Source organism: Synergistota bacterium (genome assembly GCA_025060595.1).
Classification (GTDB): domain Bacteria; phylum Synergistota; class GBS-1; order GBS-1; family GBS-1; genus 42-11.
In genome coordinates this window covers 21,567-47,277 of record JANXBX010000011.1, presented here as the reverse complement: position 1 = coordinate 47,277, position 25,711 = coordinate 21,567, and the positions used below count along the sequence as shown (strand labels likewise).

28 protein-coding genes are annotated in these 25,711 nt (G+C 36.6%); 20 read left to right on the top strand and 8 right to left on the bottom strand.

Translation table 11 applies throughout. The annotated features are described in order from the left end of the window. Window positions 1-57: 57 nt before the first annotated feature. The 20 genes from NZ900_07815 to NZ900_07720 all read left to right on the top strand — a co-directional run bounded on the left by NZ900_07815 (window position 58) and on the right by NZ900_07720 (window position 17,567). Window positions 58-951: a branched-chain amino acid ABC transporter permease gene (locus NZ900_07815; protein MCS7233990.1), complete on the top strand. Its 894-nt coding sequence runs from the start codon at window positions 58-60 to the stop codon at window positions 949-951. A 7-nt stretch (window positions 952-958) separates the two neighbouring features. Further along, window positions 959-2,053, top strand: a complete 1,095-nt coding sequence (locus NZ900_07810) for a branched-chain amino acid ABC transporter permease (protein ID MCS7233989.1) — start codon at window positions 959-961, stop codon at window positions 2,051-2,053. 16 nt (window positions 2,054-2,069) lie between these two features. Continuing rightward, window positions 2,070-2,807 carry an ABC transporter ATP-binding protein gene (locus NZ900_07805; GenBank protein ID MCS7233988.1) on the top strand — a complete coding sequence of 246 codons (738 nt, stop codon included), beginning with the start codon at window positions 2,070-2,072 and terminating at the stop codon, window positions 2,805-2,807. Then, window positions 2,808-3,512 (top strand): ABC transporter ATP-binding protein, encoded by a 705-nt coding sequence (locus NZ900_07800; protein MCS7233987.1) that lies wholly within the window; start codon window positions 2,808-2,810, stop codon window positions 3,510-3,512. After that, window positions 3,502-4,413 carry a hypothetical protein gene (locus tag NZ900_07795; protein ID MCS7233986.1) on the top strand — a complete coding sequence of 304 codons (912 nt, stop codon included), beginning with the start codon at window positions 3,502-3,504 and terminating at the stop codon, window positions 4,411-4,413. Before NZ900_07800 ends, NZ900_07795 begins: the two co-directional genes overlap by 11 nt. A 2-nt stretch (window positions 4,414-4,415) precedes the next feature. Next, window positions 4,416-4,802, top strand: a complete 387-nt coding sequence (locus tag NZ900_07790) for a response regulator (GenBank protein MCS7233985.1) — start codon at window positions 4,416-4,418, stop codon at window positions 4,800-4,802. 92 nt (window positions 4,803-4,894) lie between these two features. Further along, a complete protein-coding gene (locus NZ900_07785; protein MCS7233984.1) occupies window positions 4,895-6,652 on the top strand; it encodes a carbon starvation protein A in 1,758 nt (585 codons plus the stop codon). 2 nt (window positions 6,653-6,654) lie between these two features. Next, complete coding sequence (locus NZ900_07780; protein ID MCS7233983.1) at window positions 6,655-6,924, top strand: hypothetical protein; 270 nt, start codon at window positions 6,655-6,657, stop codon at window positions 6,922-6,924. Next, a complete protein-coding gene (locus tag NZ900_07775; protein ID MCS7233982.1) occupies window positions 6,921-7,826 on the top strand; it encodes an ArsA family ATPase in 906 nt (301 codons plus the stop codon). Before NZ900_07780 ends, NZ900_07775 begins: the two co-directional genes overlap by 4 nt. After that, window positions 7,814-8,440, top strand: a complete 627-nt coding sequence (locus tag NZ900_07770) for a hypothetical protein (protein ID MCS7233981.1) — start codon at window positions 7,814-7,816, stop codon at window positions 8,438-8,440. The genes NZ900_07775 and NZ900_07770 overlap by 13 nt, the downstream gene beginning before the upstream one ends. A 79-nt stretch (window positions 8,441-8,519) precedes the next feature. Further along, window positions 8,520-8,843 (top strand): hypothetical protein, encoded by a 324-nt coding sequence (locus NZ900_07765; protein ID MCS7233980.1) that lies wholly within the window; start codon window positions 8,520-8,522, stop codon window positions 8,841-8,843. Next, window positions 8,833-10,842: a V-type ATP synthase subunit I gene (locus NZ900_07760; GenBank protein MCS7233979.1), complete on the top strand. Its 2,010-nt coding sequence runs from the start codon at window positions 8,833-8,835 to the stop codon at window positions 10,840-10,842. Before NZ900_07765 ends, NZ900_07760 begins: the two co-directional genes overlap by 11 nt. Before the next feature lie 21 nt (window positions 10,843-10,863). Continuing rightward, window positions 10,864-11,337, top strand: coding sequence for a V-type ATP synthase subunit K (locus NZ900_07755; GenBank protein MCS7233978.1), 474 nt, complete (start codon window positions 10,864-10,866; stop codon window positions 11,335-11,337). A gap of 13 nt (window positions 11,338-11,350) precedes the next feature. Further along, window positions 11,351-11,941 (top strand): V-type ATP synthase subunit E family protein, encoded by a 591-nt coding sequence (locus NZ900_07750; protein ID MCS7233977.1) that lies wholly within the window; start codon window positions 11,351-11,353, stop codon window positions 11,939-11,941. A gap of 1 nt (window position 11,942) precedes the next feature. Next, window positions 11,943-12,956: a V-type ATPase subunit gene (locus NZ900_07745; protein MCS7233976.1), complete on the top strand. Its 1,014-nt coding sequence runs from the start codon at window positions 11,943-11,945 to the stop codon at window positions 12,954-12,956. Beyond that, entirely contained in the window at window positions 12,943-13,266 is a 324-nt protein-coding gene (locus NZ900_07740) for a V-type ATP synthase subunit F (GenBank protein MCS7233975.1), read from the top strand. The genes NZ900_07745 and NZ900_07740 overlap by 14 nt, the downstream gene beginning before the upstream one ends. Window positions 13,267-13,291: 25 nt before the next feature. After that, window positions 13,292-15,061: an ATP synthase subunit A gene (locus NZ900_07735; GenBank protein ID MCS7233974.1), complete on the top strand. Its 1,770-nt coding sequence runs from the start codon at window positions 13,292-13,294 to the stop codon at window positions 15,059-15,061. Beyond that, the gene (locus NZ900_07730) at window positions 15,061-16,473 is read left to right on the top strand and encodes a V-type ATP synthase subunit B (GenBank protein ID MCS7233973.1); all 1,413 of its coding nucleotides are present in this window, start codon (window positions 15,061-15,063) and stop codon (window positions 16,471-16,473) included. Before NZ900_07735 ends, NZ900_07730 begins: the two co-directional genes overlap by 1 nt. Continuing rightward, entirely contained in the window at window positions 16,457-17,077 is a 621-nt protein-coding gene (locus NZ900_07725) for a V-type ATP synthase subunit D (protein MCS7233972.1), read from the top strand. The genes NZ900_07730 and NZ900_07725 overlap by 17 nt, the downstream gene beginning before the upstream one ends. A gap of 13 nt (window positions 17,078-17,090) precedes the next feature. Further along, complete coding sequence (locus NZ900_07720) at window positions 17,091-17,567, top strand: gamma carbonic anhydrase family protein (protein MCS7233971.1); 477 nt, start codon at window positions 17,091-17,093, stop codon at window positions 17,565-17,567. Here the strand turns inward: NZ900_07720 and NZ900_07715 are convergent. The 8 genes from NZ900_07715 to NZ900_07680 all read right to left on the bottom strand — a co-directional run bounded on the left by NZ900_07715 (window position 17,552) and on the right by NZ900_07680 (window position 24,947). Continuing rightward, complete coding sequence (locus tag NZ900_07715; GenBank protein MCS7233970.1) at window positions 17,552-18,352, bottom strand: protein-glutamate O-methyltransferase CheR; 801 nt, start codon at window positions 18,350-18,352, stop codon at window positions 17,552-17,554. The genes NZ900_07720 and NZ900_07715 overlap by 16 nt on opposite strands. A 107-nt stretch (window positions 18,353-18,459) precedes the next feature. Continuing rightward, complete coding sequence (gene trpA / locus NZ900_07710) at window positions 18,460-19,266, bottom strand: tryptophan synthase subunit alpha (protein ID MCS7233969.1); 807 nt, start codon at window positions 19,264-19,266, stop codon at window positions 18,460-18,462. Continuing rightward, window positions 19,263-20,465, bottom strand: a complete 1,203-nt coding sequence (gene trpB, locus NZ900_07705) for a tryptophan synthase subunit beta (protein MCS7233968.1) — start codon at window positions 20,463-20,465, stop codon at window positions 19,263-19,265. The genes trpA and trpB overlap by 4 nt, the downstream gene beginning before the upstream one ends. Before the next feature lie 3 nt (window positions 20,466-20,468). Then, complete coding sequence (locus tag NZ900_07700) at window positions 20,469-21,092, bottom strand: phosphoribosylanthranilate isomerase (protein MCS7233967.1); 624 nt, start codon at window positions 21,090-21,092, stop codon at window positions 20,469-20,471. 7 nt (window positions 21,093-21,099) lie between these two features. After that, entirely contained in the window at window positions 21,100-21,843 is a 744-nt protein-coding gene (trpC, locus tag NZ900_07695) for an indole-3-glycerol phosphate synthase TrpC (GenBank protein MCS7233966.1), read from the bottom strand. A gap of 2 nt (window positions 21,844-21,845) precedes the next feature. Further along, a complete protein-coding gene (trpD, locus tag NZ900_07690; protein ID MCS7233965.1) occupies window positions 21,846-22,874 on the bottom strand; it encodes an anthranilate phosphoribosyltransferase in 1,029 nt (342 codons plus the stop codon). Then, window positions 22,864-23,460: an aminodeoxychorismate/anthranilate synthase component II gene (locus tag NZ900_07685; protein MCS7233964.1), complete on the bottom strand. Its 597-nt coding sequence runs from the start codon at window positions 23,458-23,460 to the stop codon at window positions 22,864-22,866. Before NZ900_07685 ends, trpD begins: the two co-directional genes overlap by 11 nt. 14 nt (window positions 23,461-23,474) lie before the next feature. Then, window positions 23,475-24,947 (bottom strand): anthranilate synthase component I family protein, encoded by a 1,473-nt coding sequence (locus NZ900_07680; protein ID MCS7233963.1) that lies wholly within the window; start codon window positions 24,945-24,947, stop codon window positions 23,475-23,477. Window positions 24,948-25,711: the final 764 nt, after the last annotated feature.

Here is a 25,711-nt window from a genome sequence, read left to right as displayed (position 1 = left end):
AAAGAGAGCCACCGGTCCTCTTTTATTTCTTTAGGTGAAAGGGGGTTGGTTTAAAGGTTGGGGATTATCGATTTATTTCAACAACTAGCTAATGGTTTATCCTTAGGAAGTTTGTATGCTCTTGTAGCAATAGGTTATACTATGGTTTATGGGATAATAAGACTTATAAACTTTGCGCATGGGGATATTATGATGATAGGCTGCTACTTAGCCTATTTTGGTGTACTTATGTTTCACTTACCATGGCAGATATCTTGGATCTTAGCTGTATCTTTAACGAGTCTTTTAGGAGTATCCATATACCTTGGGGCTTATAAGCCTTTAAGGAGAGCTCCAAGAATTTCCGCTTTGATAACAGCTATAGGGGTTTCTTTTCTATTAGAAAGTCTTGGACTTGTTATATTTGGTGGTCGGCCCAGGGCTTTTCCTAGACCGGCGATTCTTGATATAGGGATAAATGTTGGTGGAGTGTATATGATATCTTTTACGCTTTTAATTCCGCTCATGACTGGGTTGCTCCTCTTGGGGTTAATATACTTAGTCTATAGGACTAAGATAGGTATGGCGATGAGAGCGGTAGCAACTGACATAGAAACCACGAGCCTCATGGGCGTGGATGTGGATAAAGTTATATCTTTCACTTTTGCTGTAGGATCTGCCCTTGCTGCTGCAGGAGGTATAATGTGGGCTATAAAATTTCCTCAAATTAATCCATACATGGGTATAATGCCAGGCTTGAAGGCTTTTATAGCAGCAGTTTTTGGTGGTATAGGAAATATCTTTGGAGCCATGTTGGGGGGTTTCCTTCTTGGGATGATCGAGATTTTGATAGTTGCTTTTATGCCAAGTATTGCAGGTTATAGAGATGCAATTGCCTTTAGCATATTAGTAGCGGTACTTCTTTTTAAACCGACAGGACTTTTAGGAGAAACGCTGAGAGAAAAGGTGTGATGTTGAAATGATAGCAATTGACAGGGAAGCTCTTATTAGAAAGAGGGAAAAAATTCGTTTGTTTTTAAACGTTATACTGATCGGGATTTTTTTGGTTTTTCTTTCTTTTGCTGAAGACGTTCTTGACCCATATACTGTGAGAATCTTAAACGTTTCGGCTGTTTATATGGTCTTAGCTATGGCTTATAATCTTGTAAATGGAATATTGGGACAATTTATGCTTGGTCCAAATGCCTTTATAGCCTTAGGTGCTTATACAGTTGCTCTTCTTACAATGCCTATAGATAAAAAGGCGATCTCCTATATAATAGAACCCTTAATATGGCCTCTTAATTCGATTTGTTGGCCTCTTTTTCCATCCCTTATTGCTGCGGGAATTCTTAGCGCTGCAGCTGCTTATTTACTTGGTATCCCATCTTTCAAGTTAAAGGGAGATTATCTTGCTATAGTTACTTTAGGTTTTGGAGAAATGGTGGTAGTTTTAGCCAATAACTTGGTTCCTATAACTAATGGAGCTTTAGGATTAAAGGATATTCCAAGGTATGTCAATCTTTATTGGACATGGGGATGTGCTCTATTAACGTATTTCTTTATGAGGCTTTTAAGAAGCTCAACTTATGGAAGGGCTTTTGAATCTATAAGGGAAGATGAGATAGCTGCCGAAGGAGTAGGTATAGATGTTAAAAGACATAAGCTTCTTGCTTTAACAATTTCAGGATTCTTTTTAGGTGTTGGTGGTGGGCTTTTAGCATCTCTTCTAGGAACTATAGATCCAAAGCTTTTTTCTTTCTTTTTTACCTTTAATCTTCTTATAATTGTGGTACTTGGAGGATTAGGAAGCTTTACAGGGGCTGCTATAGCCTCAATTATATTTGTGGTTTTGTCAGAGCTATTAAGAGCTGTAGAGAGCCCTATAAATATAGGTCCTATACATATTCCTGGTATACCTGGCATGAGAATGGTAGTGTTTTCGGTTTTGCTGATAATAGTCATGCTTTATTGGCAGAGGGGATTGTTGGGGAGAAAGGAGATTTCGTGGGACTTTATACTTAACCGCTTATATCCTCTTAAGGAGGTGGAAGAAGTTGAAGGTTCTTCTTAAGCTTGATGGAGTAACGATGGATTTTGGTGGGTTGAGAGCTGTAAATGATTTTAGCATAGAGATTATGGAGGGAGAACTTGTGGGGCTCATAGGACCTAATGGGGCTGGTAAGACTACCGTTTTTAACTTAATTACAGGCATTTATACTCCTGTAGTCGGTAAAATATATTTTGATGGTGAAGATATAACAGGAAAACCTACTAATCTCATAGTATCAAAGGGTGTGGCTAGGACTTTTCAAAACATAAGGCTATTCAAGGAGCTAACTGTTCTTGATAATGTTATGGTTTCTTATCACTGTCAGATGAGGTCAAGCCTATTTGAATCAGTTTTTAGACTGCCTCGTCATGTCAAAGAGGAAGAAAGATTGAGGAGAGAAGCTCGAGAGCTTTTATCTAAACTTGGACTTATAAAATATGAGGATTTCATTGCAGGAGGATTACCTTATGGTCAGCAAAGAAGGCTTGAAATAGCTAGAGCTCTTGCTACTCATCCTAAACTTCTTCTTCTTGATGAACCTGCGGCTGGTATGAATCCTAGCGAAACTCAAGATCTAATGGATTTTATTAAAATGGTTCGTGACGAATTTGGTGTTACCATATTTCTTATAGAACATGATATGAAGGTTGTCATGGGAATATGTGAAAGAATAAGAGTTATGGACCACGGTATTAGCATAGCTGAAGGGCCCCCAGAGGTTATTCAGAAAGATCCTAAGGTTATAGAAGCTTATCTTGGGGAGGATGAAAAATAGATGCTTAAGATTGAGAATCTTCATGTTTATTATGGTGGTATCCATGCTCTTAAGGGTATAAGTTTAGAAGTTCCTCAAGGGAAAATTGTTACCCTTATAGGTGCTAATGGGGCTGGGAAAACTACAACCTTAAGAGCGATATGTGGTCTTGTGGATGCTAAGGGTTCCATTAGCCTAAATGGAGAGGCAATTCTTGGAAAACCTACTCATGAAATAATTCAAAAGGGGGTTGCTATGGTTCCTGAGGGGAGGAGGATATTTCCTAACCTTACAGTTCTAGAAAACCTTCTTATGGGGGCTTATTATAGGACCGACGAGGATGGTATTAGGGAAGACTTGAGTTGGGTTTTCAGTCTGTTTCCTCGTCTTGAGGAAAGAAAGAACCAGAAGGCAGGGACGCTTTCAGGCGGCGAGCAACAAATGTTAGCCTTGGGAAGAGCTTTAATGAGTAAACCCCAGCTTCTTATGATGGATGAACCTTCTTTAGGGTTAGCTCCTCTTCTTGTTAGGGAAGTTTTTAGAGTGATAAGGAGAATAAATGAGGAAGGGAAAACAATACTCCTGATAGAACAGAACGCTAGGGCTGCATTGAAAATAGCTCATTATGGGTATGTCTTAGAAACGGGTAGGATAGTTATAGAGGGGCGTGGAGAAGAGCTCATTAACGATGACAGAGTGAGGAGAGCATACCTTGGTGAAATATGAGAAATTGAGGGATTTTTGGAATAATTTGGAAGTAAGAGAGCCGATGTTTTTAAGAAATGTGGTTATCTATCCCCTTCAAGCTCCAGAAGAGGGATTTTCAAGAGAGTTTCTCACGTTAGAAGATGGTGGTTTTTCTATATCTGAGCTTGATGCTCCTAACATAGATAGTGTTATGTTTAGAAGCTTATCTAACACTCCCTTTTTCATTCTTGATGGAGAAGAGTTATTAGGAGCTCAGCAAGATAGGGTAGTTAATACATCATTGTGGCTTGAGGGAGCGGAGGCTTTCGAAATACCTGTTTCTTGTATAGAGCAAAGGAGATGGGGTGGAGGAAAAGTTTTTAGTCCTGGAACAACATTACTTACTCCTTCTTTAAGAAAGGTTTTATGTGAAGGGGTGACTAGATCGTTGTCTGAAGGTAAAGGTTATAAGTCTGATCAGCGCTCTCTCTGGAATTCAATAAATAAAACGTTAACGACTTTAAAGGTTTCCTCTAAAACTTTCTCCTTTCATGATGCTTATAATAATTTGAAAAATGAAATAGAAAGTTATATAGAAGAAATGAAAGATCTTGGAGAGGAAATCTCCGGATTTGTTATTGAAACACCAGCACTTATAGCTGTGGATCTTTTTGGTAGTAGGCGAATCTTATCTAGATTTTTGAAAAAGCTTTTAAGAAGTTATTTAATAGAAGGTTTTGTAGGTAAAGGTCGTGTTAACCTTTCGGTTAAGAGGATTAAAAGCTTTATCAAGTCTACCCTAATATCAGGGTTCAAAGATTATTTTACACCGAGTAGTGTTAGTAAGGAAATAAGATTTGGAGAAAGTAGCGAACTTTTAGGAAAGGTTTTGATTGTAGAGGAGAGTATCCTTCATCTTTCTCTTTTTAAGGAGAAGTAGGTATGGCTGGGAGAAGTATCCTTATAATTGATGACTCACCTTTAGTTAGGGATTTAGTAAAACAGTCATTAGCTGGAAGAAATTTGGATATTCTTGAAGCTTCGAATGGAGAAGAGGCATTTGCTCTATTAAAAAAATATAAGCCAGACATCATTCTTTTGGATGTTATGATGCCTGATATGGATGGTATATCTTTTATGAAAAAGTTTAATGAACTTGGCGTTTACAGAAATGTTTTAGTGATAGGATTAACTGCTCTTAGCGAGAAAACTATAGTCGGTGAATTGAAAGCTTTAGGGGTTAAAGACATTCTTTTTAAGCCCTTTAGTCCTGCAAAGCTTAGAGTAGTTATTGAAAATTACTTAAAAAGTAAAGAGACTTTGCTATGAGGTTATTAAGCAAGCATGTGCGAAACTTAATAGGTTTGTGATATAATATGTAACCGGGATTGTTTCTAACACTTTAAAAGGAGGTGGTTTTTGTGTCGAGTTTAATAGTATTAATAGCAGCGGCAATTTATCTTGTAGCTTACTTTACTTATGGTAAAAGGCTTGAGAAAAATGTAGTTAAAGCTGATCCCAACAGGCCAACTCCAGCAGTAGCTTTGAAGGATGGTGTGGATTATTATCCTGCTCATCCCTTTGTTCTTTATGGACATCATTTTGCCTCTATAGCTGGTGCTGGGCCTATATTAGGTCCTGCTATGGCGATGGCATGGGGTTGGCTTCCATCTTTAATGTGGGTTTGGCTTGGTAATATCTTTATCGGGAGCATTCATGATTATCTGTCTTTGATGGCTTCTGTAAGGTATGAAGGAAAATCTATTCAGTATGTCGCAGGTAAGATTATGAGTAAGAGAACATCTTACATCTTTGAGTTGTTTGTTTATTTTGCACTTATTCTTGTGGTAGCTGCTTTTACTGTCACTTTGGCTCAAACCTTTGTAGCTGATCCATCTGTTCCAACCGCTTCAATAGGGTTCATAATAGCGGCTGTGATTTCTGGGTACATAATGTATAGAACAAGTTGGGGAATGAAAGGTGGAACTGTAATAGGTCTTATTTTAGTTGCTTTATCTATATGGTTAGGTTATGTTTTTCCTATAAAGCTTTCGACTCAAACGTGGTATGTTCTTACTTTTATTTACATCGTTTTTGCTGCAGCCTTGCCAGTATGGATATTGCTCCAACCGCGTGATTATCTTAATGCTTATATACTCTGGGTTGGTTTGATATTAGGTGGCATATCTTTTCTCTTTCTTGCGAAAGGATTTAACTTCCCTGCTTATACTACCTTCAGTCCTAATATTGTTGGTGGAAAGCCATCCCCCTTCTGGCCCACGGTTCCATTAGTCATTGCATGTGGAGCTTTGTCAGGTTTTCATTCTCTTGTTGCTTCAGGAACTTCTTCTAAGCAGCTCGATAGTGAACTTAGTGGGCTTTTGGTTGGTTATGGTTCTATGTTTACAGAGGGCTTCCTTTCAACAATAGTTATTATTTCCGTTGCTGTTTTTGGTTTATCTGCTTTGGAGGGAGCTGCTGATAAGTTAACCCAGATGAACATTAATTTAAATATGTTAAAAGCCGGTGGAACTTATCTTGGGCAAAATTATCTAAAATCTGCTGGTGCTGTGGGTGGGCCATTGGGTCCATTCTACTTTGGTTATGCTAAGGGACTTGAAAGCATCTTGGGTATCCCATTTAAAATAGGAAGAACTTTTGCTGGTCTTTGGGTTTCCTGTTTTGTACTAACGACCCTTGATACCACTAACAGATTGGCACGTTTTGCTTGGGCTGAAATATTCGAACCTCTCCGTGAATCTTCACCTGGTTTATATGCTTTCATAGCTAATAGATGGGTTGGCTCTCTTATAGCAGCTATATTTGGAGTTGGTCTTGCATGGGGAGGAGCTTTAAGCTTGCTTTGGCCTGCTTTTGCAGGTGCTAATCAGCTTCTTGCTTCTATAGCTTTATTAACGGTTGCTGTTTGGGTAACAAATGTTCAGAAAGCTTCAGCAGGTTATAAATGGGCTGCAATAATTCCTGCAATGTTCTTATGGCTTACTGTTACAGTAGCATTATTCTGGTATTTAGTGGCTGTTGTTCCTGCACAGGCTGGGATTGCTAAGTATACTATCGGTGGAATGATAGTAGTAATGCTTATACTTAACTTCTGGTTGCTTTATGACTTTTCCAAGGCTTTGAAAAGAGGGTCGCAACTCTTTGAGCCAACTACTTAATAATGGTTATTAAGCATATAATAGATTTTTTAAAAGGATTTTCGCAGGGGCTTAAGGAAAATGCGATTAGCTTGATAGAGCTTGAGTGCGCAGAGTATGAGAATCTCTTTGCTCTTTTGGTGGTTGGGGGACTTGTGGGTATGCCTAGTCCCCCAACCACTTTATCTTTAAGGCTTCTTCCTTTTTTAGAGCATGAGTTAAGAATAATGACGTCGATGACTCTTAATCTTGATGATGCTTTTGGAAGAATAGCGGGGTATTTTGAAGCATGAGGGTAAAATTTTTCGTAGGTAAAGGCGGGGTTGGTAAGACAAGTGTTGCTGCGTCATATGCCGTTTATCTTTCTACGCAAGGATATAAAACTCTTATAGTATCTCTTGATCCTGCACATAACCTGGGGGATATATTGGGAATTAAACTATCAGACAAGGTCTCTCAAGTAGGTGAAAACCTTTTTGCAAGAGAGGTAGATATAGATAGAGAAATTTCCTCCTATTTAAATAAGATAGCTTCTAGCTTGAAGATGACTTATAGATATTTATCTGTTCTCAATATGGATAGTTATTTTAATGTTCTTAGGTTTTCTCCGGGTATGGAGGAACAAGCTACTCTTGAATCAATCAAAAAGTATGTTTTTTCTAATGAGTTTGACTTTGTACTGTTTGACACGGCTCCTACGGGACACACCTTAAGAGTTTTAAGCTTGCCTTCTGTGTCATCTATATGGGTAGATGAGTTAATAAAAATAAGGAGGCTTATACTAGATAGGCGGGGAATTATAGAGCGAGTTAAAGGTAAGAGTCCACAATCGCTTCCCTCTAGAGAGGAAGACGATGATGTGATGAGGGAGTTAATAAAGATAAAAGAAGAATGTCTTGTTTTGGAGAAGAAACTCAGAAGTGAAGAGGTTACGTACATACCTATTTTGAATGCTGAGGAAGTTCCACTGATTGAAACGGAGAGGATAGTTCACTTTCTGGAAAGATTTGGTATGCATATAGAAAAAATAGTAGTGAACAAATACATGCCTGATAAAATTTTAAAGCAGAAAGAGGTTATGGATAAAATTATCACAAGTTTTGCAAAATACGAGATTAAAGTTATACCTTATACTGATGAAAGTCCGAGAGGATTGGAAAAACTTAAGGAGGTTTGCCTTGCTTGTCTGATTTAATTTTGATCTTAATCATTTTTTCTGCTGTTCTTACTTTGCAGTTTTTTAAGGGTAGAAAGTTAAATCTTATATTGATGAAAAGCTATTTGGAAGAAATAGAGTCTGTTTTGAGGATAAAAGATAAGGATTATACATGGATAGGTGGTTATGTTGGTTTTAAAGCTGGGTATAAGATTGAGAATAAACTTTTTTCTGTTTTAGAGGTTTCTCTCATTCTGTCTCCAAGGCATAGTCTTCTTTATTTGCCGATATCATTGCTTTTATTTAGAGGGGATAGGGTTTTCTTTTTACTAACACCTCGTGGGAAGAAAGTAGAAAGTGAGGTGCACGTTATAAGAGAAGGAGCCTTTTGGTTTAGACCGAAAATTAGAAGAGCGAGAGAGCTTCGGGAGAAACGGATTTCTTTGTCTGGGGTTAACTTTAGTACTTTTTGTGAAAATGAGATGGTTTTGGATAAGGTTTTAAGGTTGATCAGAAAATATAGGGGTGATTTAAAAATTATAAAACATTTGGCTTTGGTTCCATCTACGAATAGATTATATCTGCATCTTAGACCGAAAACGGGAGAGCTGAAAGAGTTTTTGAGATTAGTGGTAGAGGCTATGGAAATATAGTTTGTTATCTTTTGTATGACTTGACACAGTGTGGCTTGGCAATTAGAATATCAAAGTAAAAGCTTTGGAGGTGATATAAGTGGAAGAAAACATTATAGAAGAAATAAAAAGGATAGAGATGGAAGCAGATGAAATAGTTAAGGAAGCGAAAAGGAAGGCGAGAGAGCTTATGGAGGAAGCGAGCATGAAAGTTTCTGAAATGCTTGCGGAAGGGAGGAGAGAAGCTGTAAGGATAAGGAGAAAGGCTGTTGAAGAAGGGAAAGAAGAAGGAGAAAGACTTCTTATGGAAATTATTCAAAAGGGTGAGAAAGAGGCAGAGAAATTCAAGAATAATTATAGGGATAAAGTTGAAAAGGTGGCGGAGTTTTTATTAAAAGAGGTGTTGATTAAGTATGGCGGTTAATGAAATGTTGAAACTCAAAGTCATATCGCATAAATCTATTAGAGACAAAATAGTAGATGCTCTTATGAGATTAGGAGTTATCGAGTTTGTGGATCTTCCAGCTGTGTTAGGAGATAAGATTCAAAGTTTTGGCGTAAGTAGAGATAGTGATGGTAAAACTTTATCTGAAATGGAGAGTTTTTTGAACGACCTTAGGTTAGCTATAGAGTTTCTTGGGAATGTTAATGAGAATCGAAAGGGTTTAGTAGATTCAATACTTGTGGAAAAGATTTCTCTTTCAGTCGACGAGTTTGAAGAAAGGGTTAAAAAGGTTAACTATAAAGAGATTGTTGAGGAGATAAGGAATCTCGAAAGAAAACTTGTTGAGTTGAAGAACAAACAAACACAACTCATTTCTGATAGAAAGCTTTTAGAGCAGTGGAAAGAGTTGGAGATCCCTTTGGAGTTTTTTGACGAAGGAACGTTAAAAACGGCAGGAGTTATTGGTTCCTTAAAATTAGAAGAGTTTGATAAGTTTATTGAAAGTTTGAAGAATAATCTCTCTTTATGGAATATTTTTTATCTTCCTTCTTCTCCTCAGGAGAAATCTTTTGCTCTGGTTTATCTAAAAGAAGAAAATGAGAAGCTTCAATTGATACTTAGAAATTATACATTTAGTGCAATTACTTTGCCTAAAAGAAAGGGATTGCCGAAGGATGTTGTTAAGGGAATAGATAGGGAACTCATAGAGTTAGATAAAGAGAAAGAATCTATAATTAATAGGCTTAAGAGTTATTCTGCCTTTATTAATGATCTTAAGGTCATATATGATTACCTTTCTATAGCTTTTCTTAAGCATAAGGTAAATGCAAGTTTTTTAACTACTTCTAAGGTTTTTATGTTTGAAGGATGGATAAGGAAAAAGGACAAGGAAAAAGTGGAAAAGCTTTTTAAGGAATACCAGGGAGTCGTAGCTTACGCTCTTGAAGAGCCTTCTCCGGAGGAAGAGGTTCCTGTAGTGATAGAAAATTGCTCAGTAGTTAAGCCTTTTGAGGTATTAACTACCCTTTATGGGCTTCCCCAATACGGTAGAGATATAGATCCGACTCCGTATGTTGCACCTTTTTTCTTTGTTTTCTTTGGCCTCTGTCTTTCTGATGCTGGATATGGGCTCATAATGGCCTTGTTAATAGGTTGGTTTTTGTTAAAGTACGGTGAAAGGATTCCTTTAAATGCGAAAAAATTTGGAAACCTTCTATTTTTAGGAAGTATTTCAACCATTATATTTGGTGCCCTTCAAGGAGCATGGTTTAATGGTCTTTTTAATCAACTATTGTGGCTGAAGGGATTGGGATCTGTTTTGGATAGGTTTAAAGTTATAGATCCTCTTGAAGATCCTATGAAGTTTCTGGGAATGTCTTTAGCTCTGGGTGTAATACATATTTTCTTAGGGTTAATACTCAAGGCATATATAAATATAAAGCAAGGCAAGATAAAAGATGCGTTATTTGATCAAATAGGATGGCTTTGGTTTCTGTCTTCGCTTCTTTTCTTTGGTGGGGTTAAGGTGGGGTGGTTTTCTAGTTCTTTATTAAAAATATCTCAAGTTTTGGTTATTTTAGGAGCCGTCTTCTTGGTTATAACTCAAGGAAGAGAGGAGAAAAGAGTAGTTAAAAGAGGTATAAAGGGTATTTTAAGTCTCTATGGAGTTATGAGTTATTTAAGTGATGTTCTTTCTTATAGTAGGATTCTTGCTTTAAGTTTAGGCAGTGCAGTTATAGCTATGATAGTTAATATGCTTGCTAATATGGTATCTAAAGTTCCCATAATAGGGATTATAGTTGCTTTACTTATCTTGATTATTGGGCATACGTTGAGTCTTTTAGTGAATGCTTTAGGAGCTTTTGTTCACTCAACACGTTTGCAATATGTAGAGTTTTTTAGTAAGTTTTACTCTGGTGGTGGTAAGGCTTTCGAGCCGTTTGCTATTAGAACTAAGTTTACTAATATAGCAGAATGAGAAAAAGGGGGTATGCGAGACATGGAATTAAGTACTGCTATAGCTATATGTGGAGCTGCTCTTGCTGCTGGTTTGGCAGGATGTGGATCTGCTGTGGGGGTGGGTATTGCTGGAGAGGCTGGTGCAGGGGTTTTAACTGAAGATCCCAAGAAGTTTGGGTTAGTTCTTTTGCTTCAAGCGCTTCCTGGAACGCAGGGAATATATGGTCTTCTTGCAGGGTTCCTCATCATGAATAAGATAGGATTACTAGGCGGGCAAGTTGTAAGTTTGACATTGGGACAAGGTTTAGCGATAGCTTTTGCGGCATTACCTGTAGGTATTGTTGGTTGGGTTTCAGGTATAGCGCAAGGTAAAACTTCCGCAGCTTCTATTCAGCTTATCGCTAAAAGACCAGAGGAGGCCGGTAAAGCTGTAATTCTACCAGCGATGGTGGAAACCTATGCGGTTTTAGGGCTTCTCATGACGGTGCTTCTTTTAAACGGTATAAGGATTTAAGGAGGCAGTGGATATGTCTTTAGAGGATATAAAGTTAAAAATTATAGAAGATGCTAAAAAAGAAGCAGAAAAGATTCTTAAAGAAGCAGAGGCAAGGAGAAATCATATATTGAAAGAGGCTGAGGTAAAAGTTAACGAGCTAATAAATAAGGCCAAGCTTGAGTTTGAGGAAATAAAAAAGCGAGAAATAGAAAATAAACGTATTGTAGCTGAGTTGGAAATGGGGAAAAAACTTCTTGCAGCTAAAAGAAATTTACTCGATGAAGTTTTTAATAAATTGCGTTTAAAGTTAGAAAGCCTTTCTAAAGGAGATTATATTTCTTTTTTTGGAAGATTACTTGAGCGTGCTGTTGAAACGAAAGACGAGGAGGTTATATTAGGAAGGGATGAAAATTTACTTAACGGGAATTTTATACAGGACATTAATAGGAAAAAAGCCTGGAATTTAAAACTTTCTAGTCATCGTGGTAATTTTGGGAAAGGGTTAATTCTTAGTCGAGGAGACGTGGAGGTTAACTTATCAATAGATACCATAGTTAAGGATGTAAAAGAAAAATGGGAAGCTGAGGTTGTTAAAATGCTTTTTGAGGAGGGTAACCCTTAAAGTGGAAAGAAATTTTAAATATACTTATGCAGTTTCCCGTATTAGGTATTTAGAGAATGAGCTTTTGCCGTTAGCTTTCTTTCATAGATTGATTGGAGCAAATTCTATTGCTGATATCAAGAAGATTTTAGGAGAAACTGTATATGGTTTAAAAGAAATAGAAAGTTTTGATGTTCTTTGGGAGGATGAGATTAGAAGAACTTCAAATATAGTCAGAGAAATATTGCCAGATAAAAGGTTGAAGGACTTTTTTGCTTACTCTTATGATATTTTTAACATTAAAATTTTATTTAAGAATAAGATCTTATCTAAGCGTGGGATGAAGAAAAAGTGGGATATTCTTATAGACATGGGGACCGTACCGATAGACAAGATGATTTCTTTTATTGAGAACGAACAATATGTTTATCTTCCCTTTTATCGCAAGGATAGTGTTTACATACTGATGGATCTTCTGGATAAAATGGACAAAGCAGAGTTAGACACCAGATTCATAGATCTTTATCTTGATAAGCTTTATTTTCACTTTATGCTTGACAATGCTAGATCTCTGAATGAGCCATTTTTGGTAGAGTATGTTAGAGTACTTATAGACCTCACTAATATCACAACATTCTTTAGGTCAAGGCTTGCTGGAAGATCTAAGAGTTTTTTGGGAGATGTGCTGATTTCTGGTGGTTTTGTGGATAAAGATAGATTGGTTGAAGTCTATCAAGATAGTTTAGATTCTTTAACTAAAGCGCTCTATTATTCCTCCTATGGTGAAGTGATAGAGAAAATGGTTAGTGTCTTTGAGCATCAGAAGGATATTTCTTCTATAGAAAAACTTAGGGATGATTATTTGATGGAGGCAATGAGGCGAGCCAAGTATGTTATGTTTGGGATTCAACCTATAGTTGCTTTTATGGTAGCAAAGGATACAGAGATAAAGAATCTGAGGATTGTAATAACAGGAAAGCAGGCTGGTATCCCTGAAAATGTATTAAAGGAGAGATTGAGAAATGTCTATGCTTAAAATTGGAATGATAGGAGATTATGAGTCTTCTATAGGTTTTAAAGCGGTTGGAGTGGATACTTATGTTGTTAGAGATTTTAAAGAAGCTAAAGATATACTTCTATCTTTAGTTAAAAGTGGTTATGGTATTGTTTTTATAACAGAGGATATTGCTTCGTCTATGGAAGAGCTAATTAATCAAGCTAATAGAGAGGCGGAATGTGCAGTCCTTGTGATTCCAAGCGTTAAGGGCTCAACTGGTTTTAGTAGAGAAAGGATAAGGAAGAGCGTGGAAAGAGCAGTTGGTATAGATATATTCAAAACTTCATGATACTGATTAAAAGGAGAGGTTGGATATGAAAGAGGGGAAGATTGTAAGAGTTTGTGGTCCTCTTGTGGTTGCCAACAACATGTTAGGTTCCAAAATGTATGATGTCGTTTATGTTGGAAAGCAAGGGCTTGTAGGGGAGATAATAGAGCTTAAAGGAGATCAGGCCTTCATTCAAGTTTATGAGGAAACTTCTGGTGTAGGACCTGGCGAGCCTGTAATTTCTACAGGTATGCCTCTAAGTGTTGAACTTGGACCTGGTCTTATAGAATCTATATTTGATGGTATCCAGAGGCCTCTCAGTTTGATAGAAGAAATAACCAAAGGTAGTTTTATAACCCGTGGTTTGAAAGTTAACGCTCTTGATAGAAATAAAAAGTGGCATTTTGTTCCTAAAGTAAGGGAAGGGGAAGAAGTCGAAGCGGGAGATATACTTGGAGTTGTCCAAGAAACTATCCTGGTGGAGCATAAAATTATGGTTCCGCCTGGGAAGAATGGCAAGGTTAAAAAAGTAGTGAAAGAGGGAGATTATAGGGTTGAAGATGTAGTAGTTGTTCTTGAAGTTAATGGTGAAGAGATAGAATTGACAATGATGCAAAAGTGGCCTGTTAGACAAAGGAGACCTTATAAGAGGCAACTTCCTCCTGATGAACCTCTTACTACTGGGCAAAGAGTAATTGATACTTTCTTTACGTTAGCTAAAGGGGGAACAGCTTGCGTTCCTGGACCTTTTGGGAGTGGAAAAACGGTTATTCAGCACCAGCTTGCTAAATGGGCGAGTGCTGATATAGTTGTTTACATTGGTTGTGGCGAGAGGGGAAATGAAATGACTGACGTTCTTATAGAATTTCCTGAGCTTACTGATCCGAAGTCAGGCGAACCTTTGATGAAAAGAACAGTGCTTGTTGCTAATACCTCTAATATGCCAGTTGCAGCAAGAGAGGCTTCTATATACACAGGGATAACTATGGCAGAGTATTATAGAGATATGGGATATGATGTTGCCCTCATGGCTGACTCAACCTCAAGGTGGGCGGAAGCTTTAAGGGAAATATCGGGAAGGCTAGAAGAGATGCCTGGCGAAGAAGGATATCCAGCTTACTTAGGAACAAGATTAGCTTCTTTCTATGAAAGAGCTGGTAAAGTAATATGTTTAGGCAGGGATAACCGTATAGGGTCTATAAGTGTAATAGGGGCGGTTTCTCCTCCAGGTGGTGACCTATCTGAACCTGTAACTCAAAATACTTTGAGGGTTGTAAAGGTTTTCTGGGGATTAGATGCAGAACTTGCTTATCAGAGACACTTTCCTGCCATAAATTGGCTTAATAGCTATTCTCTGTACATGGAGGAGCTTGAGGATTATTGGAGGAGAGAAGTTGGAGATGAGTGGATCGAAATAAGAAAAGAGGCGATGAAACTTTTAGAAGAAGAGGCGGAGTTAAAAGAGATAGTTAGGCTTGTTGGAATAGATGCTTTATCAAAGGAAGACAGGCTTAAACTTCTAGCTGCTAAATCTATAAGAGAGGACTTTCTACATCAGAGCGCCTTTCACGAGGTAGATACTTATACTTCTTTTGCAAAACAGTATAGGATGCTTAAGATAATAATGGAGTTCTATAAGCTTGCTCAAGATGCTCTTAGGAAAGGAGCTGCTCTAAGAGATATAGAGAAGATGGAAGTTCTTGAAGATATAGCGCGTATGAAGTATATACCTGAAGGTAACTTAGAGATGTTTGATAAGATTGGGGAAAAGCTTAAGAGGCAGATTTACTCCCTTATTCCTACTGGAGGTGAATAATTTTGATAAAGGAATATAGAACGATTAGTGGGGTTTCTGGTCCTCTTATTGTGGTTGAGAAGGTCACTGATGTTAAATATGACGAGCTTGTTGAGATTCAACTCGGGAGTGGAGAAATTAGAAGAGGTCGTGTTCTTGAGGTTACCACAGATAAAGCTCTTGTTCAAGTTTTCGAAGGGACTTCAGGTTTAGATATAAAAAGTGCAAAGGTTAGATTTCTTGGAAAAGCTTTGGAACTTCCTGTAAGTAGGGATATGCTTGGTAGAATATTTGATGGTTCCGGAAAACCTATAGATGGTGGTCCTGAAATAATACCGGAGAAAAAGCTTGATATAAATGGTAACCCTATAAATCCCTATTCTCGTAATTATCCTTCTGAGTTTATTCAAACAGGGATTTCTACTATTGATGGTATGAATACACTGGTTAGAGGGCAAAAGCTTCCTATATTCTCGGGAAGCGGGCTTCCTCATTCTAGAATGGCTGCTCAAATAGCAAGGCAGGCTAAGGTTTTATCTTCGGAGGAGAATTTTGCGGTAGTTTTCGCAGCGATGGGTATAACCTTTGAAGAGGCTAATTTCTTTATAGAGGATTTTAATAGAACTGGAGCAATAAAAAGAGCCGTTATGTTTATAAACTTAGCTGATGATCCTGCTATAGAGCGTATAGCAACTCCTCGACTAGCTTTGACTGCTGCTGAATATATGGCTTTTGACTTAGATATGCATGTTCTTGTTATATTAACGGACATGACTAACTACTGTGAAGCTTTGAGAGAGATATCCGCTGCAAGAAAAGAAGTTCCTGGAAGAAGAGGTTATCCTGGCTATCTTTATACAGACCTTGCTACTATTTATGAAAGAGCTGGAAGAATAAAAGGCAAAAAGGGTTCTATAACGCAAATTCCTATATTGACAATGCCTGAAGATGATAAAACTCATCCTATACCAGATCTCACAGGCTATATAACTGAAGGCCAAATAATATTAAGTAGGGAGTTACATCGCAAAGGTATATATCCACCTGTTGATGTGTTACCATCTCTTTCTCGCCTCAAAGATAAAGGAATAGGTTATGGAAAAACAAGAGAAGATCATGCGGATTTACTAAATCAGCTTTTTGCTGCTTATGCTAGAGGAAGAGAGGCAAGAGAGCTTGCTATTATACTTGGTGAGGGTGCTCTTACTGAAGAAGATAGAGCATTTGTAAAATTTGCTGATGAGTTTGAGGATAAATATGTAAGGCAGGGAGAGTATGAGGAAAGATCAATAGAGGAAACTCTCGACCTTGGTTGGGAGCTTCTTGCAATGCTTCCTATTAAGGAGCTAAAGAGAGTTAGGGACGAGTTCAAAGAAAAATATCTTATACCAAGAATTAAAGTGAGGGAAAGGACTTATGAAGCTGCGAGTTAATCCTAATAGAATGGAACTCCTCCGCTTAAGGAGGAGACTTGCTATAGCAAAAAGAGGGCATAAGCTTCTTAAGGATAAACAGGATGCTCTTATAAAGCAATTTATTCAGCTGGTTCGTGAGAGTAGATCCCTGAGAGAGGAGCTTGAAAGGGAGCTTCAAAGAGCGTACGTTAACTTTTTAGGAGCAAGGGCGGTTATGAGCAGTAGAAGCTTGGAAGAGGCTTTGCTTTTGCCTGGTATAAAGTCTCTCCTTAAAATTAGTAAGGTTAACATGATGAGTGTTTTTGTTCCGAAGTTTGATTTTTTTTATGAGGGTGATCCTACGAATTATGGTTTCTGGGAGACATCAGGGGAGCTTGATGTGGCCTTATATACTTTTATTAATTTTCTTCCAAAACTTATTAAGCTTGCGGAAATGGAAAAGGCTGTTATTTTGCTTGCTGATGAAATAGAAAGAACTAGGAGAAGGGTTAATGCCTTAGAATATGTTTTGATCCCGGGCCTTGAGGAGGCTATATCTTTTATAACTATGAAGCTTGATGAGATGGAAAGAGCCGCCTTAACAAGATTAATGAAGATAAAGGAAATCGTGAGAAAACACTGAGGAGGATGTACTAATGTCTAAAGCTAATGTTTTCATAGCAGATACAGCCAAGCTTATAGGAAATGTAGTATTAGGGGAAAGGGTAAGTATTTGGTTTGGGGCCGTTTTAAGAGCTGATATAGCTTCCATAGAGATTGGGGAATTGAGTAATGTGCAAGATAATGTGGTTATACATGTGGATAAGGATATCCCAACCATAATAGGTAAGGGAGTTACTATAGGGCACGGTGCTATTATTCATGCTTGTAGAATAGATGACTTTACTCTTGTAGGTATGGGAGCTATTTTGTTAGATAATTGTGTTATAGGAGATCACTCTATAATAGCAGCGGGGACAGTTATAACGCCTGGGAAAGAGATTCCCCCAGGCGTTCTTGTTATGGGGGTTCCTGGTAAAGTTGTGAGAAATCTTACTGAGGATGAGAAAAAGAGTCTTGAAGAACATGCTGCTAAGTATTGGGAACTTGCAAAAAGCTACTTGATGCGCTGATAAAAAAATGGCTTGATTGACTTAAAACCTATTTCTCTATATCCAAATATTTGTTCGGTATTCCCTACCATTAGTACTCCCCCTATTCGGAGAGCATCTCTAAATTTTTGGTAAAGTTTGTCTTTTATTTCCTTTTCAAAGTATATTACTACATTTCTGCAAAGTATAAGGTCAAAATCTTTATCGAAGGGATCATTAAGAAGGTCATGCCTTTTAAATTCTACTCTTTCCTTGATATTGTTATTTACCTCGTAGAGATTTTCCCCCTTTTTGATAAAATAGTTTTTGAGGCGTTCAGGGTTAACATTTTGTAGTTGTTTAATATCGTATATTCCCTGCTTTGCTTTTTCTAGTGCGTTAGGATCTATATCAGTAGCAAGGATGCGAGGGGTTTTCTTCATCTTTAGGTCCTCCAATATGATTGCTAGAGAGTATGGTTCTTCTCCTGTAGAGCAGCCAGCGCTCCATATTTTTATAGATTTATCAGGTTTCATAGTAAGAGGGATAATTTCTTTTTCAAGAATCTCAAATCTCTCTGGGTTTCTGAAAAACTCGGAAACATTTATTGTAAGATAATCAACGAATGACTTATATTTTTCCTTGTCAGTTTTTATTAACTTAAAAAGCTCTTCATAGTTCCCTATGTTCCATCTTTTCATAAACATGTGAACCCTTCTGTGAATTTGATGCTTGTAAAAGTTCAAATCTATTCCTGATATCTCTAAAAACTTTTTCTTAAAATCTTCGTATTCTTTAGGGAAAAGGGTAAAATCCTCTTTTATCATGCTTTGATCCTCCCCGATTTTTAGTTTTTACTTTTAAAATTATAACATCTGAGCCAATTGAAATCTATAGTAGTTAGGAATAAAACCAACTGTTGGGGTATAAGAGGTTAAGAAGTTATTGCTAATTTTAAACTTCTTATAAAATATTCGATCTCTCTAAGTAGTCTGTTTTCGTCAATGCTTGATTTAATAAGGTTATCTATCTTTTTTATTAGTGCACTTCCTACTACGATTCCGTCTACGTATGGCGAAACTTTTTGTGCTGTTTCTGGAGAATCTATTCCAAAACCTAAGATTATAGGTAGAGGTGATAACTTGCGTATGTTTGGTAAATCTTGAGATATCCAGCTAAATAAGGGTTTTTTACTATCTCCTGTTATTCCTATAAGTGATACGCAGTATATAAAACCATCTCCGTGTTTAATAATTTCTCTAACTCTTTCTAAAGGTGTAACAGGAGTTATCATAAGTATAGTTTTTATGTTCTTCTCTTTAGCCATAGAGTATAGCGGTTCCCTTTCGTCAAAGGGTAAATCTGGAACTATGATTCCTGAAATACCAGATTCTTTTGCATCATTTATAAATTTTTTAATTCCGTAAGATAGAATAGGATTATAGTAGCTCATTATAACTATTGGGGAAGTAATCTCTTGAGAAATCCTGGATATTCTCGATAAGATTAACCTAAGATTAATCCCTTGTTTTAAGACAGTTTGGTTTGATTTTTGAATAGTTACCCCATCTGCAAGTGGGTCTGAGAAGGGTATGCCTATTTCTATTATGTCTGCACCACTTTGGTATAAGTTTCTAATTATTTTCTCAAATAAATTTAAATTAGGATATCCAGCTGTAATGAAAGGTATTAGAACCTTTCCTCTTGAAAATATATTGTTAAAACTAATTTCTTTGTTCATTTTTCATCACCTTCCAACTTAAACCTTTTGATTAGTGTAGGCATATCTTTGTCTCCTCTTCCTGAGAGATTAACAACTATAATATCATTGTTACTAATTTCTCTTAATAGTTTTATAGCATAGGCTATAGCATGAGCACTTTCAAGAGCAGGTATGATTCCCTCAGTTTTGGTAGTTATCATTGCTGCTTCAAGGGCTTCTTCATCATTAATTGTGACATAAATTGCTCTCTTGATTTCTTTAAGGAAGGCATGTTCTGGTCCTACTCCAGGATAATCTAAACCCGCTGATATGGAGTAGGGATTAATTATTTGCCCATTTTCATCTTGTAAAACATAGGATTTACATCCGTGAAGGACTCCTACTTTACCCGCATTAAGTGATGCTGCATGAAGGCCTGAAGCAAGTCCTTTCCCTCCTGCTTCAACACCTACTAGCTTTACTTCTAAGTCACTTATAAAGGGATAGAACATTCCTATAGCGTTGCTTCCTCCCCCAACACAGGCTATTATGTAGTTTGGAAGCTTTCCTTCCTTTTCTAAAATTTGTTTTTTTGTTTCTTCCCCAATTACTTTCTGAAAGTCCCTTACTATAGTTGGATAAGGATGAGGGCCTACAACAGATCCTATAAGATAGTAAGTTGTTTCTATATTTGATACCCAGTCTCTCATTGCTTCATTAGTGGCGTCTTTTAAAGTTTTACTTCCTGATGATACAGATATAACTCTTGCTCCTAGCATTCTCATTTTATAAACATTAAGCTTTTGTCTTTCTATGTCTTCCTCTCCCATGTAGATACAACACTCCAGATTAAGCTTCGCGCACACTGTGGCAACTGCGACACCATGTTGACCTGCTCCAGTTTCTGCTATTATTCTTTTTTTCTTCATTCTCTTAGCAAGAAGTATTTGTCCTATAGCGTTGTTTATTTTATGAGCTCCTGTATGTACTAAATCCTCTCGTTTGAAGTAAATTTTACCCTTTCCATATTCTTTGGAGAGTCTTTCTGCATAATATAGGGGTGTTGGTCTACCACAATAATCTCTGAGTAAAGATTCAAGTTCCTCTTTAAAAGAAGGATCATCTTTTAAAGAAAAGTATATGTTTTCTAACTCTTCTAATGCTGGAATTAAAGTTTCTGGAACAAATCTTCCTCCAAAGCTTCCAAAATATCCTCTTTTTTCATTTAAATATACCATATTTCATCCTCCCTTTATTTCTTTAATTATTTTCATAAGTTTTTCCATCTTTTGATGATCCTTTATACCAGGTTCTATTTCTAAAGAGCTGTTAACATCTATCGCATTTGGAAAAACGCTTTCCACTGCTTTCTTAACATTATGAATTCCTATGCCCCCAGCTAAGATAAAAGGTTTACTTCGATCGTATTTTTTAAGTATTAGCCAATCGAAAGATCTTCCTGTACCTCCTGTTTTTTCCCCAAGCTTAGTATCAAATAAAAAGAGATCTGCTACTTTTAAGTAAAGTTTAGTTATCATTAAGTCATTTTCGTTCCTTATAGCTATGGTTTTTATTCTTTTTATCGGAACTTTTTCAAGAGTTTCTGGGCTTTCCTCGCCATGGAATTGAATATATGTAAAGATTCTTGCTTTAATTATATTTTCTATTTCATTGGGAGTTGGATCTTTGACTACAGCTACTAGAGATACAAAAGGAGGCACTAGGCTTGAGAGATTCAAAGCCTTCTCAAGAGTTATTTGTCTATTGCTTTGACATAATATGAAACCTATAGCATCAAAACCTAGCTCTATTGCTTTTTTGAGATCTTCTTCTCTTTTAATCCCGCATATTTTTACCTTAAGCATTTTACTTCTAAGGTTCTAAGAGCTCTTTTATTTTTCTTAATGGATCTTCAGCAGTTAAAAGAGAAAAACCTACAAGTATTCCATTGACTCCAATGCTTTTAAGCAATTTAACATCTTCTCGTGAGCTTATTCCGCTTTCTGAAATTACTAAGATGTCTTTGTTTTTTGAGAATCTATTAAGTATTGGCATTAGTTTTAAAGTATTTTCTATAGATACTTCAAGCGTTTCAAGGTTTCTGTTATTTATTCCTATTAGTCTTGCTCCTGCTTTGAACGCTTTTTCAAGATCTTCTTCTGTATGTACCTCTACAAGAGGGGTTAAGCCGAGATCCTGGCAAAGCCTTATAAAGGATTTAAGTTTAGCTAGAGATAGTATGGAACTAATAAGGAGGAGAATATCAGCTCCATAAAAGAAGCTTTCATATATCTGAAGCTTGTCTATTATGAAGTCCTTTCTAAGTATAGGGAGATTCGTTAGTTCCTTTACTTTCTTCAACAGTTCCAAACTTCCCCCAAAAAAGCATTCTTCTGTAACTACGGAAATAGCGCTTGCTCCTCCTTTCTCATAAGCTTCTACTTGAGTTTTTACATTAAGGTTTGGGTTTATGACCCCTGTAGATGGTGAAGAAATTTTGATTTCTCCTATTAAAAAGAAGCTTTTTCTTTTAAATACAGAAAGAGAATCATTTTTCTTTAATTTTAATAATTTTTCTTTATTTTTAATTATATCCGAGATAATATTTTTTTTCATATCTAGTTCATCTCCTTAGAGAGTTTTATAAGCTCTTTGAGTTTTTCTTTGGCTTTTCCACTATCAATTACTTCGGCTGCAATCTTTATACCTTCTTGAATTGTTTCTGTTAACCCTACGAGCATGAAAACCGCTCCTGCATTAAGTAAAACAATGTCTCGTTTAGCTCCTTTTTCCCCATTTAAAATCTTTAGAGCGATAATAGCATTTTCAGAGGGTTTTCCTCCTCTTATGTCTTCTAAACGGCTTCTCTTAATTCCTACTTCTTCTGGGTAGAAACTGAATTCTTCTATAGCTCCATCTTCCGATAGTAACGCTACCTTATTGATCCCCCATGTGCATAGCTCATCAGCGCCGCTTCCGTGAACCACCATAGCCCTTTTTCTCCCCAAATTTTTAAGTGTTTGAGCGACGGTTTTAAGGAGCCTTTCATCATATACGCCAAGTAGTTGATGAGTTGGAAAAGCTGGATTAATCAATGGTCCTAGTAGATTAAACATAGTCCTTGTTTTAAGTTCTTTTCTAATAGGAGCAACGTTTTTCATTGCGGTGTGATAAGCAGGAGCAAAGATGAAACCGATGTTAATTTCCTCAATAGATTGTTTTATCTTCTCTGGAGAAAGTTCTATTTTAACTCCCAGTTCCGAAAGCAGGTCTGCACTTCCACTCTCGCTTGACACAGATCTATTGCCATGTTTAGCTATGGGTATTCCGGCGGCTGCACAGACTAAAGCAACAATAGTTGATATATTAAAAGTTTTTAGCATATCTCCACCGGTTCCGCATGTATCTACTAAAATATCCTTACTTACATTAATCTTGATGGATTTTTCAAGAAGTGTCTTTGCTGCTCCACTTATCTCTTCTGGGGTTTCTCCTTTTGCTCTTAAAGCTATTAGTAATGCTCCTACTTGAATGTTTGTCAATACTCCTGTTACTATAGCTTCCATTAAGGTGGCTGTTTCCTGGAATGAAAGATGCTTTCCTTCTAATATTTTCTCTAGTGAATCTTTGTATAACTCATCGAACATTGTTTAGTTCACCTCTCTTTATAGGGTTAAGTTTAAGAAAGTTTTCCAATATCTTTTTTCCTTCGGAAGTTAATACAGATTCTGGATGAAATTGAAGTCCGAATGTAGGGAAATCCTTATGCATTATTCCCATAATTTCACCATCTTCAGTTTCAGCTATAATCTCAAGGATTTTTGGTAGGTGATCCTGTTTAACAACTAAGGAGTGGTATCTTGTAGCTAAGAAAGGGGAGGGTATATTATGTAGAATTCCCTTATTAGAGTGGTAGATAAAAGATGTTTTCCCATGCATGGGGATTTTAGCTCTTCCGATAATACCTCCAAATACATATCCTATACATTGGTGTCCTAGACATATTCCTAATATGGGAATATATCTATAGAAACTCTTAATAACCTCATTGGATATTCCAGCATCATTTGGATTTCCGGGTCCAGGAGATATTACTATGTGAGATGGTTTTATTTCGTTTATCTCTCTTAAGCTAACCTTATCATTTCTAAATACTATGACATCATCAAATTCTAAAAGATATTGAACCAGGTTATAGGTAAAAGAATCATAATTGTCTATCACTAGAATCATCTTATTCCCCCCCTTTAGTTTTTGATAGTTTCTTTTATTCTATTCTTTTCTAAAGCTCTTTTTAGGGCTTTAAGAGGACCCATTGCTTTATATAGGGTTTCCTTGTACTCTGATTCTGGATTAGAGTCGGCAACTATTCCGGCTCCTGCCTGAACATGAAATCTGCCATTATATAGGTAAAGACTTCTGATAGTTATGCACATTTCCATATCGCCGGAAAAACTTATATAACCTACTGCACCGGCGTATGGCCCTCTTGCTTCTTTTTCAATATCATTTATTAGCTCCATTGCTCTTATTTTTGGTGCTCCTGTTACCGTTCCGGCGGGAAAAGTAGCTTTTAAAACATCGATTGGGTTTTTGCTTTCTATAAGGTCCCCCTCTACTTGGGAGGCTATATGCATTACATGAGGATAGTACTCTATTTTCATTAGGTCTGAGGTTTTTACGCTTCCAGGTTTGCATACTCTTCCAAGGTCATTTCTGGCTAGGTCGACGAGCATTACGTGTTCTGCTCTCTCTTTCTGATCTTCGAGAAGCTCTTTTTCTATTCTCTTGTCTTCTTCAGCGTTTTTCCCTCTTTTTCTTGTTCCGGCAAGAGGTCTCGTAATTACCTTTTTGTCCTTTATTTCTACTAGGATTTCAGGTGAAGAGCCTATTATTTTTATTTCTGGGAAGTTTATTAGAAACATGTAAGGGGATGGATTTTCCTCTTGGAGAGCAAAAAATAGATCTAAAGGATCTATATTGCTTTCGAAGGAAAATTTCTGAGAGAGAACTATTTGGAATATATCTCCAGCAATAATATGATCTTTTGCTTTTTCAACCATTTTTAGGAAGCCTTCTTTAGAAATATTTGAAGAAAGTCCCTTGATATAGAGGTATTTAGATTTTTCACTTGCTTGTTCTGTTTTAGACTGTTTCTCTATTAAAAGGGAGGCTTCCTTAAGTAATTCTAAAAGTCCATTTTCACTTTTTTCTTTTTCGAGATTTTTAATTAGATACAGTTTTTTTTCTTCGTGATCTATGGCAATGATATTATTGAAAAGACCTAAATACGCTATTGGGATAGAAGATGTTTTAAATCTTTTGTTAGGCTCCATATGATATATTTCTTCCCATTTTTCGATAATTTCATAAGATATGTAGCCAAATAATCCTCCGTAAAAAGGGGGGAAATCTTTGAAATTGGTTTGTTTTCGAGTTTCTTCTTCAAGAACTTTTTCAAAGTCATTACCTTTGTCCTCATAAGTTATACCGTTAACTTCGTAATAAAATTTTCCATTTTTCTTAAAAAGCTTAAATAGCTTTTGAGGGTTTTTGCTAATATAAGTGTACCTTTTACCTCCTCGGTAGGATTTATCGATGCTCATAATAAATGAATGGCTCGTATCTGAGAAAAAGTCTTTAATGAACTCTTGTTTGAGGATTTCTGAATATAGGGGTAGAGTCGTGTATAGGGTTACTAAATCTTCTCTCTTCTCCACTTTACTCACCTCCACTTAAGAAAATTAAAAGGGCCGCTCTCTTACGAAGCGGCCCTTTTAAAGTTTAAAAAGCAGTAAAAGGGCCGCGGCATTTTCTGCCGCGGCCCTGCTTTTTAAAATTTATTTATAGCAGGAATAAACCCGCGGCAGGCTGAAAGCCTGCCACCACCAATTTACTTTAGATTTCTTTACTGTGCAAGAATAAAAATTTCTCATCTTTTTCTCCTCCTGATTTAAGAATAATTATACAAGTTATTCTTCTCTCTGTCAAGGTATTTTAGGCTTATTATAATTAACTTTTATCAAGGATGTTTATGGAAGTGATAAGCCTTATTGGAAGTATATTTAGAATACGTTATAGAAGAGTAACAGGAAGTTATTATTCTTTTGAAGGTAAAGAACTTTTAAGAAAGTTTTAAATAAAGAATCAATGGCTAGTGTGAGGAAGGCTAATTAATTCCCTAGCTAAGCTAAAAGGGGTTTCAAGAATTGTAAAAGCTTTTAAATTCTTATTCTGCAATGGAAAGAAGAGAGGCTATGGGTTATTTTGTGATACTAGAGTGATAGGAGAGGAAATACATTTTAAGTATGAAAGCATCTTTGTCAATATTGATAAGATGCTATTAAATCTTGCTTCAAAATACCTTACATGCTGTTTTATAAAATTCTTTTTGATGCCTTGACTTAATATTATAGTTATATTAAAATTAATAACTAATATTATTTAGATGGAGGAGATGTAAGGATGAGCGGAGTTGATTTTA

What these genes read in the sequence shown, in the direction of transcription:
- NZ900_07810 (MCS7233989.1), top strand. Translation starts at nt 959, where the DNA reads ATGATAGCAATTGACAGGGAAGCTCTTATTAGAAAGAGGGAAAAAATT.
- NZ900_07805 (MCS7233988.1), top strand. Translation starts at nt 2,070, where the DNA reads ATGGATTTTGGTGGGTTGAGAGCTGTAAATGATTTTAGCATAGAGATT.
- NZ900_07800 (MCS7233987.1), top strand. Translation starts at nt 2,808, where the DNA reads ATGCTTAAGATTGAGAATCTTCATGTTTATTATGGTGGTATCCATGCT.
- NZ900_07790 (MCS7233985.1), top strand. Translation starts at nt 4,416, where the DNA reads ATGGCTGGGAGAAGTATCCTTATAATTGATGACTCACCTTTAGTTAGG.
- NZ900_07780 (MCS7233983.1), top strand. Translation starts at nt 6,655, where the DNA reads ATGGTTATTAAGCATATAATAGATTTTTTAAAAGGATTTTCGCAGGGG.
- NZ900_07775 (MCS7233982.1), top strand. Translation starts at nt 6,921, where the DNA reads ATGAGGGTAAAATTTTTCGTAGGTAAAGGCGGGGTTGGTAAGACAAGT.
- NZ900_07760 (MCS7233979.1), top strand. Translation starts at nt 8,833, where the DNA reads ATGGCGGTTAATGAAATGTTGAAACTCAAAGTCATATCGCATAAATCT.
- NZ900_07755 (MCS7233978.1), top strand. Translation starts at nt 10,864, where the DNA reads ATGGAATTAAGTACTGCTATAGCTATATGTGGAGCTGCTCTTGCTGCT.
- NZ900_07750 (MCS7233977.1), top strand. Translation starts at nt 11,351, where the DNA reads ATGTCTTTAGAGGATATAAAGTTAAAAATTATAGAAGATGCTAAAAAA.
- NZ900_07740 (MCS7233975.1), top strand. Translation starts at nt 12,943, where the DNA reads ATGTCTATGCTTAAAATTGGAATGATAGGAGATTATGAGTCTTCTATA.
- NZ900_07735 (MCS7233974.1), top strand. Translation starts at nt 13,292, where the DNA reads ATGAAAGAGGGGAAGATTGTAAGAGTTTGTGGTCCTCTTGTGGTTGCC.
- NZ900_07725 (MCS7233972.1), top strand. Translation starts at nt 16,457, where the DNA reads ATGAAGCTGCGAGTTAATCCTAATAGAATGGAACTCCTCCGCTTAAGG.
- NZ900_07720 (MCS7233971.1), top strand. Translation starts at nt 17,091, where the DNA reads ATGTCTAAAGCTAATGTTTTCATAGCAGATACAGCCAAGCTTATAGGA.
- NZ900_07715 (MCS7233970.1), bottom strand. Translation starts at nt 18,352, where the DNA reads ATGATAAAAGAGGATTTTACCCTTTTCCCTAAAGAATACGAAGATTTT.
- trpA (MCS7233969.1), bottom strand. Translation starts at nt 19,266, where the DNA reads ATGAACAAAGAAATTAGTTTTAACAATATATTTTCAAGAGGAAAGGTT.
- trpB (MCS7233968.1), bottom strand. Translation starts at nt 20,465, where the DNA reads ATGGTATATTTAAATGAAAAAAGAGGATATTTTGGAAGCTTTGGAGGA.
- NZ900_07700 (MCS7233967.1), bottom strand. Translation starts at nt 21,092, where the DNA reads ATGCTTAAGGTAAAAATATGCGGGATTAAAAGAGAAGAAGATCTCAAA.
- trpC (MCS7233966.1), bottom strand. Translation starts at nt 21,843, where the DNA reads ATGAAAAAAAATATTATCTCGGATATAATTAAAAATAAAGAAAAATTA.
- trpD (MCS7233965.1), bottom strand. Translation starts at nt 22,874, where the DNA reads ATGTTCGATGAGTTATACAAAGATTCACTAGAGAAAATATTAGAAGGA.
- NZ900_07685 (MCS7233964.1), bottom strand. Translation starts at nt 23,460, where the DNA reads ATGATTCTAGTGATAGACAATTATGATTCTTTTACCTATAACCTGGTT.